The organism is Bacillus sp. FSL K6-6038, from assembly GCF_038050455.1.
In the GTDB taxonomy this organism is placed as follows: Bacteria; Bacillota; Bacilli; order Bacillales; family Bacillaceae_G; genus Bacillus_A; species Bacillus_A pseudomycoides.
Genome location: NZ_JBBOUH010000001.1, coordinates 4,885,771 through 4,900,876, shown reverse-complemented (window position 1 = coordinate 4,900,876; position 15,106 = coordinate 4,885,771). Strand labels below are relative to the sequence as shown.

Sequence of the window (15,106 nt, the reverse complement as noted above, 5' to 3'; positions counted from 1 at the left end):
AAAAGCAATGTTATGAAGACTACACATAATATTGAATTCCTTTCTACTTTTGGAAACATATTGCTCTTAATCTGTTCTTTCGTAGAATTAGCCACTACTTTATAAGAAAAAAGCTATCGCATATGCGATAGCTTTTTTTGTGAAGCGACCTTTCTAAACGAGCCGTTTCCGCTTTTAAGTATATTAACGATTTGTAAAGATTTTATCGATTAAGCCGTATTCTAGTGCTCTTTCTGCTGTCATGAAGTTGTCGCGGTCTGTGTCGCGTTGTAGAACTTCTAATGGTTGACCTGTGCGATCAGCAAGAATTTGGTTTAATTTTTCACGTAAGAATAGGATACGTTTTGCAGCGATTTCGATTTCAGTCGCTTGACCTTGTGCTCCGCCAAGTGGTTGGTGAATCATTACTTCACTGTTTGGAAGTGCATAACGTTTTCCTTTTTCACCTGCTGCAAGTAGGAAAGCACCCATAGATGCTGCCATACCGATACAAATTGTTGATACTTGTGGTTTAATAAACTGCATTGTATCGTAAATTGCCATACCTGCTGTGATAGAACCGCCAGGACTGTTGATGTAGATGTGAATATCTTTTTCTGGATCCTGAGATTCCAAGAATAAAAGCTGGGAAACGATTGAGTTTGCTACGTTGTCATCAATTGCGCTACCAAGCATAATGATGCGGTCTTTTAATAGTCGAGAGTAAATATCGTAAGCGCGTTCTCCACGATTTGTTTGTTCAATTACTGTAGGAATTAAATTCATCTGTTATTTCCTCCTTTGAAAGCTTTCTTAGTCTTATAATACAATTATGGTCAATAAAGGTCAAACGAAACCACTTTAAATCAAAAAAATATGTAGTTGTATCATGATTTATTCGCTATGTTTTTGGAATTCCCTGCTTATGTATCTTCAACATCATAACCGAATTATATAAATTTAAACGTAATAGGAGAAGTATAGTATTCGCAAAAAACAAAAGAACGCCTTTTTCGTAGAAGCGTCCTTTTGTTTCCTATTCTTTTAAGAGGTAGGTTACTTTATTTAAAACATGTTCGATTTGTTTTGCATTTTTGCTATACATTTGACTTGCTGATTTCGATTTTGTTTCTAAAGAAAATAATTCAAGATCAGCATGACATTTTTTTAAAGAAGCTAATAGCAATGGCTTATTTTGAGGCGAAGGCATTTGGATTTTGTCATTATAGATGTCGACAGTAAGTTGTCCGTAAGAGTCGACTTGTCCAAGAAAGACATTTTCTATTACAACTCCAATCTTCTCTAACTCCATGTGAAGCCAAGCGCGATTATGACCGCTAGCTGAAAGTGGTTCATCTAGTACATTGCCATCCATAATTACTGTATGTGTTTCCTTTTCGTTCGGCACTTTTAGTCCGATGTCTTTTGCGGTTAGTGGTTGTCTATCCTTTTTCAATAAGACGTTTAATTCGCCATTTGGCTCTAATACAGCAAATTCAACATCAGCTATGTTGAATACATCTTTTTTACGAAGGAGTTCGAGTAATTCATCGCTTGTATATTTTTCCTTTTTCAAATTATCTTCGAGTACTTTTCCATCTTTTATAAAAACAGTAGATTTTCCCTCAAAGAAGTCTCTTACTGTTTTGTTTTTTAAAGAAGCAAGTCCAGCGAAAAAAGGTACGATCGCAAAAACAAGTATACTGGAAACACCGTGGAAAAAGTTTTGTTCTAGCCCAGTCGATACTTCAGCAGCGATATCACCAATTGTCATACCGGCTATGTATTCGAAAAAAGAAAGCTGAGAGATTTGTCTTTTTCCAAGCCATTTTGTGATAGCGAATAAAATAATCAAGATACATAAAGAACGTATAATGACAAGTGGCCATTCTGGTATGTGAATGTGAGGCATATAAATTCCCTCCAGTTTGCCTAAAATCCTTTATATTGTGGTTCTTCCCGTTCTAACATCGAAATTCTGTTCTTTAAATCAGCGATAACACTATCCATTTCTAACATACATTCATGGAAAACGCGTTTTGCTTCTTCGTCAGCCGCGTCTTGTGAAAGGGTACTTAAACTTGCTTGTGCACCTTTTAAACTAGCGAGGCATGTTTTTACACTAGCAACAACGGTCATGGGAACACCTCTTATCCTTTTGGTTTAAATAGTAATGCGCCGATAAATCCGAATATAATGGCTGCGGAGATACCAGCACTTGTTACTTTAAACATACCTGTTATAACGCCGACAATCCCGTGCTTTGCCGCTTCTGCCATTGCTCCATGAACAAGGGCGTTTCCGAAACTTGTAATCGGAACGGTTGCCCCAGCTCCGGCAAAATCGATTAGTGGTTCATATAAATTAAATCCATCTAATATAGCACCAGCAACAACGAGTGTTGCCATTGTGTGAGCGGGCGTGAGCTTACCGACATCAAACATAAGCTGCCCGATTACGCAGATGAGTCCACCGATGACAAAAGCCCAGAAAAATATCATTGCTCTACACCTCCAAATTCAATCGATACGGCATGGGCGATGCACGGAATGGTTTCTTCTTGTTGAAATGTAAGAGGAGACAATAAAGCGCCGGTCGCTACGACAAGCATCCTTTTGAACTCACCCTTCTTCATTCGGTTTAATAAATGTCCGTATACGACTGTTGCTGAACAACCTGCCCCGCTTCCACCAGCTAATACGGGTTGGCCTTCCCGATAAATGAGCAATCCACAATCTTGAAATTGCTCGCTCTTTACTTTTGTTCCGTGCTTATGCAGTAAATCATAGGAAATTTCACGTCCGACATGACCTAGGTCGCCCGTTACGATTAAATCATAGTGAGATGCATCAATTTGCATATCGCGTAAATGTGCTTCGATTGTATCGACAGCAGCTGGAGCCATCGCGCCTCCCATGTTAAAGGGGTCAGTTAAGCCCATATCAACAATCCGTCCAATTGTTGCGGATGTCACACGCGGTCCATCTCCTGTACTACTTAAAAGCGCAGCACCAGCACCAGTTACGGTCCATTGAGCGGTAGGTGGTTTTTGACCGCCGTATTCAGTTGGATAGCGGAATTGTTTTTCCACGGCTGTATTATGACTTGATGAACCTGTTAATAAATATTTTGCACCTTTTGCATTTACAATGCTTGCACCGAGAGCAAGGCCTTCCATAGAAGTAGAGCAAGCACCAAATAATCCAAGATAAGGAGTGCCAAGTGTACGACAAGCAAAGCTTGAAGGTGTAATTTGGTTAATTAAGTCTCCGGCGAGTACAAATTGAATATCTTCTTTACGAAGTCTTGCTTTTTCCGTTGCACGGCTACAAGCTTCTTCAAATAAAATTTTATGCGCCTTTTCATAAGAATCTTGTCCGAGCCATAAATCTTCATGAAGAGTATCAAAGTCTTCAGGGATTTTTCCTTTTGCTTCAAATGGCCCACCGACTACACCTGTTGAGATGATAACTGGTTTATTTTCAAATACCCATGTTCGGTGTCCTTGTAACATTTACAAGCCTCCCCATTGAACAAGAATGGTTTTAATAAGAGCGATTACGAAAGCAGAAAATACACCAAATAAAATAACGGATCCTGCTAATTTAAACATGTTGCCACCTACCCCAAGGACAAAGCCTTCCGTTCGGTGTTCGATGCATGCGGCGATAACAGAATTGCCAAAACCAGTAACCGGTACGGCTGTACCAGCGCCAGCAAATTGTCCAAGACGGTCATACACACCGAATCCAGTTAGCAACATAGAGATGAAAATGAGTGTCGCTACTGTTGGGTTTCCTGCAGATCTTTCAGTGAAATCGAAATAGGTGATATAAAAGGTAGAGATGAGTTGGCCGATAAAACAGATAAGACCGCCAACAAAAAAAGCTTTTATACAATTTTTTAAAACAGGCCGTTTCGGTTCGCGCTGTTGTGCAAATTTTTTATATTCCTGTTGTACAGGTGTTAAATTTTTGTCTTTACTGGACATTTGGATCCTTCCTTTTCTTTTAGAAAACGTACAATTACGTATCGGATTTCACTTCTGATTGAATGAGTTTTAATTGCTTTTTGATCTGATCCTTGTTTACTTCTTTTTTCTTAATTTTGTTCTCCAGGTTATCTAATAGCATGAAAATTTTTCGATCTGTACTTACTTGAATATTGAAAGTAGGATACTCATCGCTCAATTGTTTTTTGATTTTGGTGCGCAGAGGTTTTAAACCGAATCTTTCGTGATGCTCTGGTTTGACAGCTATGTAAAGATCTAAGTTGGAGTTAACGGCTGTGGCTTTTATTATTTCCTCCATAGCAAGTACTTTCTTCTTTGCTTCTTGAGAGATAGACTGATTAAAGGATTCTGTACTCATCTTCGTTAACTTTGGACCATTCTTTTCCTCTGTTCGTTTCGCTTCTTCTTTTTTTACTTTTTTATCTAATGGACTACTACCACAGCCGGTAAATGAGCTGAGTAGTAGTACGAATAACGCGGTTATGATTCCAAGTTTTCGCATTACGATCATTCCATTTCTATTGCTTTATGTAATCTGAGTGAAAAAGGATGATATGGAATCATCCTTTTTCTGTTTCTCAAAAAGTGAGTGCCATGAGATGGTATAGTACTTTCACTTATTGTTGTCCGTATTGAGGCTCTTCTTGCTGAACTTCATCAACACGTGGGTTTAAAGAATCAATAATAGATTGTGTTTGTTGTGCAGCTGTTTGGAAAAGTTGTTTTGCTTGTTGGTTGTCCGTATCAAGAGCGAACCCCTCTAAGCTTGCTTGCGCACTTTTTAATCCAGAAACAGTTTGTTTTAATTTTGTAATTACAGTCATTGAATGAAGCCTCCTTAAGAATATGAATTCAATGATTATAATTTGTGAGTAGCCCCAAAAATATAATTACCAAATTTAGGATTGACGATTTGTTTTTGAAGAAATAGTGAGGAGAGCTTTTTTATATGATAGTAGTTGCGTACATTGACATAAGAAGATATAATTACCAATATATCGTTTATGCGCCCATAGCTCAGTCGGATAGAGCGGTGGTTTCCGGTACCACGTCTGCCGGGGGTTCGAATCCCTCTGGGCGCGTCAAAAAGTCTTAACTTACATTTGTAGGTTAGGACTTTTTTATTTCCTTCTTGTTATATCTATTCATAAGATTTACTATTAGTACATGGTAATAAAATTGTTCTATATATTCATTTTGATTTTCAAGCCTATAAGCCGGGGCTATGAATAGAAAAGGAGGTCTCCACGCATTTTCTCCTTTTGTGTTCGCTTGGCAAGGGGCTAAAAAAGGAACTGACCGCTTCTACGTATGATCGGATTATCTCTTCCATCCCAAAAGAAAGGTTTTATGTCAGTTCTTCAACTTGTATTTATATATATTTTTTATTGTTTTCTTTCAATATTATCCATTTTTCAGTTGTAAGATGTAAATTTCATTAATACATATAAATTAATAATATTTGGAATGGGTATCTGCGCAGGATTCTCCTTTTAGGAAACTTATTGTACAATAGAAACAAGGGGGAGATTAGATTGAAGGCAAGTCTTTTACAAGAACAAAGCTTACGTTTGGCCATGACACAAGAGTTAAGACAAGCGATTACAATGCTCCAATATAATGTGCAGGAATTATCGGAGTTTTTGTATGAGCAATCGTTAGAGAATCCCCTTATTGAGTTAGGTGGCTTTGAGAGGGAGAAGAAAAAGAGCTCAAGCAAAAGTAAAAGTACAAGCAAACAAGTTAATAATCAAATGGAAATTTACAGTGTGGATTCGACAACGATTCAGCAACACTTATTAGATCAAATACAGTATTATAAAATAGATGAAGAGCAGCGAAAAGCAGCTTCTTTCATCATTATGAACATGGATGAGAATGGTTATTTACAAGAAACCAATGAAGAATTAGCAGAACTACTTGCAGCACATATTGATGTAGTGGACTGTTCTATGGAGCTTGTCCAGTCATTAGAGCCAGCAGGGGTGGGAGCGCGTAATATTCAGGAGTGTCTATCACTTCAATTGAAGCGCTTACAAAAACGGGATGAGCTGGCAGAAATGATTGTGGATGAACATTTCGTGTATTTTGTTAAGAAAGATTGGCGGAAACTTATCCATGTTATGAAATGTAATAATGAAGAATTACAATCAGCTGTTGATTGTATTACATCGCTTCAGCCAAAACCAGGGCTTGCGTTTAGCTCTGAAAAACCGCTTTATATTGTTCCTGATATGGCTGTTAAAAAAGACGGTGATCGTCTCGTTTTACAAATGAATGAACGTAACATGCCAAGGATTGAAATTCATTCAGAGTATAGTGCACTTCTTCATAATAGTGAAAGTGAGGTTGCTTCTTATGTATCTGAGAAATATCAGCATGTGCAGTGGATTATGCGCAGTTTAAAGCAACGGAAACAAACGCTTTTGCAAGTGATGGAAATCATTATGAAGAAACAACGTGATTTCTTTTGGCAGGGGCCAGAGTACTTAAAACCACTCTCCTTAAAAGAAGTAGCTGAAGAACTAAGTGTACATGAATCTACAATTAGCCGTGCTACCCGTAATAAATATGTACAAACGCCGCACGGATTGTTTGAAATGAAGTCATTTTTTAGTAACGCAGTGGTTACAACAGAAGATGAAGCTGTTTCTACAAAGCGTGTTAAACAATTGATGCAAGCGCTTGTAGAAAAAGAAAACAAGAAAAAACCACTTTCAGATCAAAAAATTTCAAAATTGTTAGAAGAAGAGCATGAAATCGTTATTTCAAGAAGAACGGTTGCGAAATATCGAGAACAAATGAATATTCCTGCTTCTTCTCTTCGAAAAACAATTGGATAGGTGAAGAAGATGAAGGTTGTTTTATATACGAAAACGGATTGTGGCCTTTGTGAGAAGGCAAAACAGCTGTTGAAAGAAGTGCAACATGAATATTCTTTTGAAATCGAGGAAATAGATATATATGAAGATGATGAGCTTTTAGAAAAGTATCAAATTATGATTCCTGTTGTGGAAATTGACGGAAAACAGGCGGAATGCGGTGTCATTCACAAAGATGTCATAATAAACTATATAAAGAATGCAGTTAAGAGTTGAATAAGTTTCTATCTCCTGTTACAATAATAAACGTAGCAGGGATTATTTTTTTAAACCTAGTGGGACGTAAAATGTCACTACGGGACACAAAGCGACCACGAGGGAAAATGAACCGATGCAGTGAGGAGAAAAGATATGCGCTCATGGATTCAAAATACAAAAAAATTATTACCTGATCTGCTACCTGTTATGCAAACGAGAATGCAAATTCTTCAGCACATTCGTCTCATGCAGCCGATTGGCAGAAGAAATTTATCTGCAAGTCTTGGTATGACAGAACGAGTATTGCGAAGTGAAGTACAAGTTTTGAAAGAACAAAACTTAGTTCACGTCGCCTCTTCTGGAATGACTTTAACAGAAGAAGGAACAACTGTGGTTCTTGCTTTGGAAGACTTTATGAAAGAAATTTCCGGGTTAAAGGTTTTAGAAAAACAACTTAAGGAAACATTAGACTTGGATGAAGTTTTCGTTGTCCCTGGTGATAGTGATGAATCACCTTGGGTCAAACTGGAGATGGGCCGTGCTTGTGTGACTTGTATAAAAGACCGTCTGACAGCGAATAATATCGTTGCTGTGGCTGGAGGAACAACGTTAGCTGCTGCTGCGGACATGATGCAACTTGATTGCAAAGATTTACATATGCTATTTGTCCCAGCGCGTGGTGGAATTGGAGAAGGTGTCGAATTAGAGGCCAATACCATTTGTGCGAAGATGGCACAAAATACGATGAGTAATTATCGCTTATTGTATGTTCCAGACCATGTAAGTGGCGAAGCATATGCGTCTATTGTGACAGAGCCTTCCGTGAAAGAAGTTCTTGAGTTGATTCGATCTTCCAATATCGTCATTCATGGAATTGGTGATGCGTTAACAATGGCACGGCGCAGAAATACTTCAGAAGCAGATTGGATGAAAATTAAAGCAAGTGAAGCAGTCGGCGAGGCCTTCGGTTATTACTTCAATGAACAAGGTAATGTCGTTCATAAAGTACAAACAGTAGGTATGCAACTGAAAGATTTACAACACGTATCTCACGTTGTTGCGGTTGCTGGAGGATCTTCAAAAGCAAAAGCAATACAGGCTGTAATTAAACAAGGGCACACTTCGATTCTAATTACAGATGAAGGTGCAGCGAAACAATTAACAAAGGGTATTACCCTTTAATATAATCCCCCAAGGAGGAAATTCAAATGACTAAAATTGGTATTAATGGATTTGGACGTATCGGACGTGTGGTATTCCGCGCAGCTCTTAACAACCCTAACGTGGAAGTAGTAGCAATCAACGACTTAACAGACGCTAACACTTTAGCTCACCTTTTAAAATATGACTCTGTTCACGGAACAGTAAACGCAGAAGTATCTGCTAACGGCGACAGCATCGTTGTTAACGGTAAAGAAATCAAAGTTATCGCTGAGCGTGACCCAGCACAATTACCATGGAGCGACTACGGAGTAGAAGTAGTAGTAGAATCTACTGGACGCTTCACTAAAAAAGCAGACGCTGAAAAACACTTAGGTGGATCAGTTAAAAAAGTTATCATCTCTGCACCAGCTTCTGACGAAGATATCACTGTTGTTATGGGTGTTAACCACGAAGCATACGATGCATCTCAACACCATGTAATCTCTAACGCTTCTTGTACTACAAACTGCTTAGCGCCATTCGCTAAAGTTCTTAACGAGAAGTTCGGTATCAAACGTGGAATGATGACAACAATTCACTCTTACACTAACGACCAACAAATCTTAGACTTACCACATAAAGACTTACGTCGTGCACGTGCAGCAGCAATGAGCATGATCCCAACTACAACTGGTGCAGCTAAAGCGGTAGCATTAGTATTACCAGAACTTAAAGGTAAATTAAACGGTGGCGCAGTACGTGTTCCAACTGCTAACGTTTCTCTTGTTGACTTAGTTGTTGAACTTGACAAAGAAGTAACAGTTGAAGAAGTAAATGCAGCATTCAAAGCAGCTGCTGAAGGCGAATTAAAAGGTATCCTTGGATACAGCGAAGAGCCATTAGTATCTATCGACTATAACGGATGCACAAACTCTTCTACAATCGATGCATTATCTACAATGACTATGGAAGGCAACATGATTAAAGTTCTTTCTTGGTACGACAACGAAACTGGTTACTCTAACCGCGTAGTTGACTTAGTAGATTACATCGCTTCTAAAGGTCTTTAATTCTTAAGTTTATAAGTTCTCAATGACAAAACGAGGGAGAGGGTTTGTTCCCTCTCTCTCTTCTTTCGTTTTAGAAGCAAATGTGATAAGCTTTTGAATGGGTTTTGTCAATCCTAACTAGTCGGAGGGAAATCCAATGAACAAAAAATCAATTCGTGACGTAGATTTAAAGGGTAAACGAGTATTTTGCCGCGTTGACTTCAACGTACCTATGAAAGAGGGCAAAATTACAGACGAGACTCGTATTCGTGCAGCTCTTCCTACAATTCAATATTTAGTAGAGCAAGGTGCGAAAGTAATTTTAGCAAGCCATTTAGGTCGTCCAAAAGGACAAGTAGTAGAAGAAATGCGTCTTACTCCAGTAGCAGCACGTTTAGGTGAGCTTCTTGGTAAAGACGTGAAAAAAGCAAACGAAGCATTCGGACCAGCTGTGCAAGAAATGGTTGCAGCAATGAACGAAGGCGACGTATTAGTTCTTGAAAACGTACGTTTCTATGCGGGCGAAGAAAAGAACGATGCAGAACTAGCGAAAGAATTTGCAGCTCTTGCTGATCTATTCGTTAACGATGCATTCGGTGCAGCTCACCGTGCTCATGCTTCTACTGCAGGTATTGCAGACTACCTACCAGCAGTATCTGGTTTCCTAATGGAAAAAGAGTTAGAAGTATTAGGTAAAGCACTTTCTAACCCAGAACGCCCATTTACAGCAATTATCGGTGGTGCGAAAGTAAAAGATAAAATCGGTGTAATTCGTCATCTATTAGACAAAGTAGATAACCTAATTATCGGTGGTGGCCTTGCTTACACATTCGTAAAAGCATTAGGACATGAAATCGGACAATCTCTATGTGAAAATGACAAAATTGACTTAGCAAAAGAGTTTATGGAACTTGCAAAAGAAAAGGGCGTAAACTTCTATATGCCAGTTGATGTTGTAATTACAGAAGAGTTCTCTGAAACTGCAACAACAAAAGTTGTAGGTATCGATGCAATTCCTGAAACTTGGGAAGGCGTGGATATCGGACCGAAAACAAGTGAAATTTATGCCGATGTAATTAAAAACTCTAAGCTTGTTGTATGGAACGGACCAATGGGTGTATTTGAAATGACTCCATTTGCAGAAGGTACAAAAGCAGTAGGACAAGCATTAGCAGATGCAGAAGGTACATACTCTGTTATCGGCGGTGGTGACTCTGCAGCAGCTGTTGAAAAATTCGGTATGGCTGACAAAATGAGCCACATTTCTACTGGCGGCGGTGCGTCATTAGAATTTATGGAAGGTAAAGAACTTCCAGGTGTAGTTTGTCTTAACGACAAATAAGTAGCAGCCAAAGAAAAAGGACGGTGCAAAGCATGCGTAAACCAATTATCGCAGGTAACTGGAAAATGAATAAAACTTTATCTGAAGCAGTTAGCTTCGTAGAGGAAGTAAAAGGTCAAATCCCAGCAGCTTCAGCTGTTGATGCAGTAGTTTGCTCTCCAGCTCTTTTCTTAGAGCGCTTAGTAGCGGCAACTGAAGGAACGGACTTAAAAGTAGGTGCACAAAACATGCACTTCGAAAAAAATGGTGCATTCACTGGCGAAATTAGCCCAGTAGCACTTAGCGACTTAAAAGTGAGCTACGTAGTACTTGGCCACTCTGAGCGTCGTGAAATGTTTGCTGAAACAGACGAAACAGTAAACAAAAAGACTCTTGCAGCATTTGAACATGGTTTAACACCAATCGTTTGCTGTGGTGAAACTTTAGAAGAACGCGAAAGCGGAAAAACATTTGATCTAGTAGCAGGTCAAGTGACAAAAGCACTTGCAGGTTTAACAGAAGAGCAAGTGAAAGCTACTGTTATCGCATATGAGCCAATTTGGGCGATCGGTACAGGCAAATCTTCTTCTTCTGCAGATGCAAACGAAGTATGTGCGCACATCCGTAAAGTTGTTGCAGAAGCTGTTTCTCCAGCAGCTGCAGAAGCTGTTCGTATTCAATACGGCGGTAGCGTAAAACCAGAAAACATTAAAGAATACATGGCACAATCTGACATCGACGGCGCTTTAGTTGGCGGTGCTAGCTTAGAGCCTGCTTCCTTCTTAGGTCTTCTGGGGGCGGTAAAATGAGAAAGCCAACAGCTTTAATCATTCTTGACGGTTTCGGACTACGTGAAGAAACTTACGGGAATGCTGTAGCACAAGCTAAGAAACCTAATTTTGATGGTTACTGGAACAAGTTCCCTCACACAACGCTTACAGCATGTGGCGAGGCAGTGGGTCTTCCAGAAGGTCAAATGGGTAACTCTGAGGTTGGTCACTTAAATATCGGTGCTGGCCGCGTAGTATATCAAAGCTTAACACGTGTGAACGTTGCAATTCGTGAAGGTGAGTTCGATAAGAACGAAACATTCCAAAATGCAATTGAAAGCGTAAAAGAAAAAGGTACAGCTCTTCATTTATTCGGTTTACTTTCTGATGGTGGTGTGCACAGTCACATGAACCATATGTTTGCTCTTCTTCGCTTAGCAGCAAAAGAAGGCGTGGAGAAAGTATACATCCATGCATTCTTAGATGGCCGCGATGTTGGACCACAAACAGCAAAAGGTTATATCGATGCAACAAATGAAGTAATTAAAGAAACAGGAGTAGGTCAATTCGCAACAATCTCTGGTCGTTATTACTCCATGGACCGTGACAAGCGTTGGGATCGCGTTGAAAAATGTTACCGTGCTATGGTGAATGGCGAAGGACCTACTTATAAATCAGCACATGAATGCGTAGAGGACTCTTATGCAAATGGTATCTATGATGAATTCGTATTGCCATCTGTAATTGTTAATGAAGATGAAACGCCAGTTGCAACAATCAATGATGATGATGCAGTTATCTTCTATAACTTCCGTCCAGACCGCGCAATTCAAATTGCACGTGTATTTACAAATGAAGACTTCCGTGAGTTCGATCGTGGTGAAAAAGTACCTCACATTCCAGAATTCGTTTGTATGACACACTTTAGTGAAACAGTAGATGGTTACGTGGCATTCAAGCCAATGAACCTTGATAACACATTAGGTGAAGTTGTTGCGCAAGCGGGATTAAAACAACTTCGCATCGCGGAAACTGAAAAGTATCCGCACGTTACATTCTTCTTTAGCGGTGGTCGTGAGGCTGAATTCCCAGGAGAAGAGCGTATCTTAATTAACTCACCTAAGGTTGCAACTTATGACTTGAAACCTGAAATGAGCATTTACGAAGTAACCGACGCTTTAGTAAATGAAATCGAAAATGATAAACATGATGTTATCATTCTTAACTTTGCAAACTGTGATATGGTTGGCCATTCTGGGATGATGGAACCAACAATTAAAGCAGTAGAAGCAACTGACGAATGTTTAGGAAAAGTTGTAGAAGCGATTCTTGCAAAAGATGGTGTAGCACTTATTACTGCTGACCATGGTAATGCTGATCAAGAGTTAACTCCTGACGGTGGGCCAATGACAGCTCATACAACGAACCCGGTTCCTTTCATCGTTACGAAAAATGATGTTGAATTACGTGAAGATGGCATCTTAGGAGATATCGCTCCAACAATGCTTACACTTCTAAATGTTGAACAACCGAAAGAAATGACAGGTAAAACAATTATTAAATAATTAAATTGCACATATAAAAGGAGAGAAAATATTATGTCAACAATTATTGATGTTTATGCTCGCGAAGTCCTAGACTCTCGTGGTAACCCAACTGTAGAAGTAGAAGTTTACACAGAAAGTGGCGCATTCGGACGCGCTATCGTACCAAGTGGTGCATCTACTGGTGAGCACGAAGCAGTAGAATTACGTGACGGTGACAAATCTCGTTACCTTGGTAAAGGTGTTGTTAACGCAGTAAACAACGTTAACGAAATTATCGCTCCAGAAATCGTTGGTTTCGACGTAACTGATCAAGCTGGTATCGACAACGCTATGATCGAATTAGATGGCACTCCAAACAAAGGTAAATTAGGCGCTAACGCTATCCTTGGTGTATCTATGGCAGTAGCTCACGCAGCAGCTGACTTTGTAGGTCTTCCATTATACCGTTACCTTGGTGGATTCAATGCAAAACAATTACCAACTCCAATGATGAACATCATCAACGGTGGTTCTCACGCTGATAACAACGTTGACTTCCAAGAGTTCATGATCTTACCAGTTGGTGCTCCAACATTCAAAGAATCAATCCGTATGGGTGCTGAAGTATTCCATGCATTAAAAGCTGTATTACATGACAAAGGTCTTAACACTGCAGTAGGTGACGAAGGTGGATTCGCTCCAAACCTTGGTTCTAACCGTGAAGCATTAGAAGTAATCATCGAAGCTATCGAAAAAGCTGGTTACAAAGCTGGCGAGAACGTATTCTTAGGAATGGACGTTGCTTCTTCTGAGTTCTACAACAAAGAAACTGGTAAATACGATCTTACAGGCGAAGGCCGCAGCATGACTTCTGCAGAAATGGTTGATTTCTACGAAGGTCTTTGCAACGACTTCCCAATCATCTCTATCGAAGATGGTTTAGACGAAAACGACTGGGATGGCCACAAATTATTAACTGACCGTCTTGGCAAAAAAGTTCAATTAGTTGGTGACGATTTATTCGTAACGAACACTCAAAAACTTGCTGAAGGTATCGAAAAAGGTATCTCTAACTCAATCTTAATTAAAGTTAACCAAATCGGTACTTTAACTGAGACTTTCGAAGCAATCGAAATGGCTAAACGTGCTGGTTACACAGCAGTTGTATCTCACCGTTCTGGTGAAACTGAAGATGCTACAATCGCTGACATCGCAGTTGCAACGAACGCTGGCCAAATCAAAACTGGTTCTATGAGCCGTACTGACCGTATTGCTAAGTACAACCAATTATTACGCATCGAAGACGAACTAGGCGAAATCGCTGTTTACGATGGTTTAAAATCTTTCTATAACTTAAAAAAATAATTTAAATGTAGTTTTTAATTGTTTAAATTAAGTGATAAAAAACCTCCTATTTATGATAGGAGGTTTTTTTATATGTTTGTAATGCATGTGAGTTAACATCAATAAAATAATTTAATATAATGAACCTGTGATATAAATAGAAAATGTTTAATCAAGAGAGGAAATGGGGTAATGAGAATGGTTAAACTGGCTACAGCGATAGATAATGAAGAATCTAATGAAATTACAGAATGGTTAGAAAAATACATCTTTCCAATTGATTTTCTGGAAGACTGCTACTTTGATGTAAACACCATTTTATATTCAGTCAATTTAGCCAAACATCATACAATAGTATGTTCAATTGTTCATAATTCCGAACCCGCCACTTTTTCTCCAGAAGAGCTAAACGCAGCTATATTAGAAGGGTGTAGAAAAACAGGACTAAATGAAGGGTGTTACTATTTTAACGTTAATGTTCATGATAATATTGCAAGGGTAGTAGAGAGTATTGGATCATATAGCTTAAAGAGAGCAGAAAAGAACTATGCGCTATTCCCATTGTATTACCTATTAACAGAAAACAGAGCAGTTGAAGGTGGCACAAGTTATACGGGGCTTATTGGAAGAAATAAAGATTGGATGCTAACAATTGAATTTGCAACGAAGATAAATTTCATAGTACATGGGAGTAAAGAATTTTGTGATGTAGTATATCAGGCATTATATAAAAAGGACACTAGGTAACGTATTAGTGTTCTTTTTATGTTTTTTAGGAAAAATTTTTAGGGATATTGTGAACTTGATTCGTATATTTAAAGAAATCTATATGAGGATATTTCTTTTTTAAAATAGTAAATCCTAAAAATCAGAAAATATAAA

Annotated in this window: 17 protein-coding genes and 1 tRNA gene; 10 read left to right on the top strand and 8 right to left on the bottom strand. The window is 38.9% G+C overall.

Annotated elements, in window-relative coordinates:
* Positions 1-183 precede the first annotated feature (183 nt).
* The 8 genes from clpP to NSQ40_RS25905 all read right to left on the bottom strand — a co-directional run bounded on the left by clpP (position 184) and on the right by NSQ40_RS25905 (position 4,815).
* Positions 184-765 (bottom strand): ATP-dependent Clp endopeptidase proteolytic subunit ClpP, encoded by a 582-nt coding sequence (gene clpP, locus NSQ40_RS25940; protein ID WP_001049163.1) that lies wholly within the window; start codon positions 763-765, stop codon positions 184-186.
* Positions 766-1,015: 250 nt separating this feature from the next.
* Entirely contained in the window at positions 1,016-1,891 is an 876-nt protein-coding gene (locus NSQ40_RS25935; protein ID WP_003201914.1) for a DUF421 domain-containing protein, read from the bottom strand.
* 20 nt (positions 1,892-1,911) lie between these two features.
* Positions 1,912-2,118, bottom strand: a complete 207-nt coding sequence (locus NSQ40_RS25930; protein ID WP_003201916.1) for a DUF1657 domain-containing protein — start codon at positions 2,116-2,118, stop codon at positions 1,912-1,914.
* Between the two features lie 11 nt (positions 2,119-2,129).
* Positions 2,130-2,480 (bottom strand): stage V sporulation protein AE, encoded by a 351-nt coding sequence (spoVAE, locus tag NSQ40_RS25925; RefSeq protein ID WP_016112492.1) that lies wholly within the window; start codon positions 2,478-2,480, stop codon positions 2,130-2,132.
* Positions 2,477-3,493, bottom strand: coding sequence for a stage V sporulation protein AD (gene spoVAD, locus NSQ40_RS25920; protein WP_003201920.1), 1,017 nt, complete (start codon positions 3,491-3,493; stop codon positions 2,477-2,479). The genes spoVAE and spoVAD overlap by 4 nt, the downstream gene beginning before the upstream one ends.
* Positions 3,494-3,970 carry a stage V sporulation protein AC gene (gene spoVAC / locus NSQ40_RS25915; RefSeq protein ID WP_003201921.1) on the bottom strand — a complete coding sequence of 159 codons (477 nt, stop codon included), beginning with the start codon at positions 3,968-3,970 and terminating at the stop codon, positions 3,494-3,496.
* Between the two features lie 34 nt (positions 3,971-4,004).
* On the bottom strand, positions 4,005-4,493 hold the full coding sequence (locus NSQ40_RS25910; protein ID WP_018765091.1) for a YhcN/YlaJ family sporulation lipoprotein: 489 nt from the start codon (positions 4,491-4,493) through the stop codon (positions 4,005-4,007).
* 115 nt (positions 4,494-4,608) lie between these two features.
* The gene (locus NSQ40_RS25905) at positions 4,609-4,815 is read right to left on the bottom strand and encodes a DUF1657 domain-containing protein (RefSeq protein WP_003201925.1); all 207 of its coding nucleotides are present in this window, start codon (positions 4,813-4,815) and stop codon (positions 4,609-4,611) included.
* Positions 4,816-4,997: 182 nt separating this feature from the next.
* On the opposite strand from NSQ40_RS25905, the gene NSQ40_RS25900 reads away from it, so the two are divergent.
* The 10 genes from NSQ40_RS25900 (at position 4,998) to NSQ40_RS25855 (ending at position 14,971) form a co-directional block, all read left to right on the top strand.
* A tRNA-Arg gene (locus tag NSQ40_RS25900) sits at positions 4,998-5,073 on the top strand.
* 453 nt (positions 5,074-5,526) lie between these two features.
* Complete coding sequence (rpoN, locus tag NSQ40_RS25895; RefSeq protein ID WP_018765090.1) at positions 5,527-6,834, top strand: RNA polymerase factor sigma-54; 1,308 nt, start codon at positions 5,527-5,529, stop codon at positions 6,832-6,834.
* 9 nt (positions 6,835-6,843) lie between these two features.
* Entirely contained in the window at positions 6,844-7,089 is a 246-nt protein-coding gene (locus NSQ40_RS25890) for a glutaredoxin family protein (RefSeq protein ID WP_018765089.1), read from the top strand.
* Positions 7,090-7,224: 135 nt separating this feature from the next.
* Positions 7,225-8,253: a gapA transcriptional regulator CggR gene (gene cggR / locus NSQ40_RS25885; RefSeq protein WP_033796552.1), complete on the top strand. Its 1,029-nt coding sequence runs from the start codon at positions 7,225-7,227 to the stop codon at positions 8,251-8,253.
* A gap of 26 nt (positions 8,254-8,279) precedes the next feature.
* Positions 8,280-9,284, top strand: coding sequence for an ArsJ-associated glyceraldehyde-3-phosphate dehydrogenase (locus tag NSQ40_RS25880; protein ID WP_003201932.1), 1,005 nt, complete (start codon positions 8,280-8,282; stop codon positions 9,282-9,284).
* Between the two features lie 136 nt (positions 9,285-9,420).
* Complete coding sequence (locus NSQ40_RS25875) at positions 9,421-10,605, top strand: phosphoglycerate kinase (protein ID WP_003201934.1); 1,185 nt, start codon at positions 9,421-9,423, stop codon at positions 10,603-10,605.
* Between the two features lie 32 nt (positions 10,606-10,637).
* On the top strand, positions 10,638-11,393 hold the full coding sequence (gene tpiA / locus NSQ40_RS25870; RefSeq protein ID WP_003201936.1) for a triose-phosphate isomerase: 756 nt from the start codon (positions 10,638-10,640) through the stop codon (positions 11,391-11,393).
* A complete protein-coding gene (gene gpmI / locus NSQ40_RS25865; RefSeq protein ID WP_033797424.1) occupies positions 11,390-12,919 on the top strand; it encodes a 2,3-bisphosphoglycerate-independent phosphoglycerate mutase in 1,530 nt (509 codons plus the stop codon). Before tpiA ends, gpmI begins: the two co-directional genes overlap by 4 nt.
* A 33-nt stretch (positions 12,920-12,952) precedes the next feature.
* Entirely contained in the window at positions 12,953-14,245 is a 1,293-nt protein-coding gene (gene eno, locus NSQ40_RS25860; RefSeq protein WP_003201939.1) for a phosphopyruvate hydratase, read from the top strand.
* 177 nt (positions 14,246-14,422) lie between these two features.
* Positions 14,423-14,971: a hypothetical protein gene (locus tag NSQ40_RS25855; protein ID WP_239499958.1), complete on the top strand. Its 549-nt coding sequence runs from the start codon at positions 14,423-14,425 to the stop codon at positions 14,969-14,971.
* The last annotated feature ends 135 nt before the right edge of the window (positions 14,972-15,106 follow it).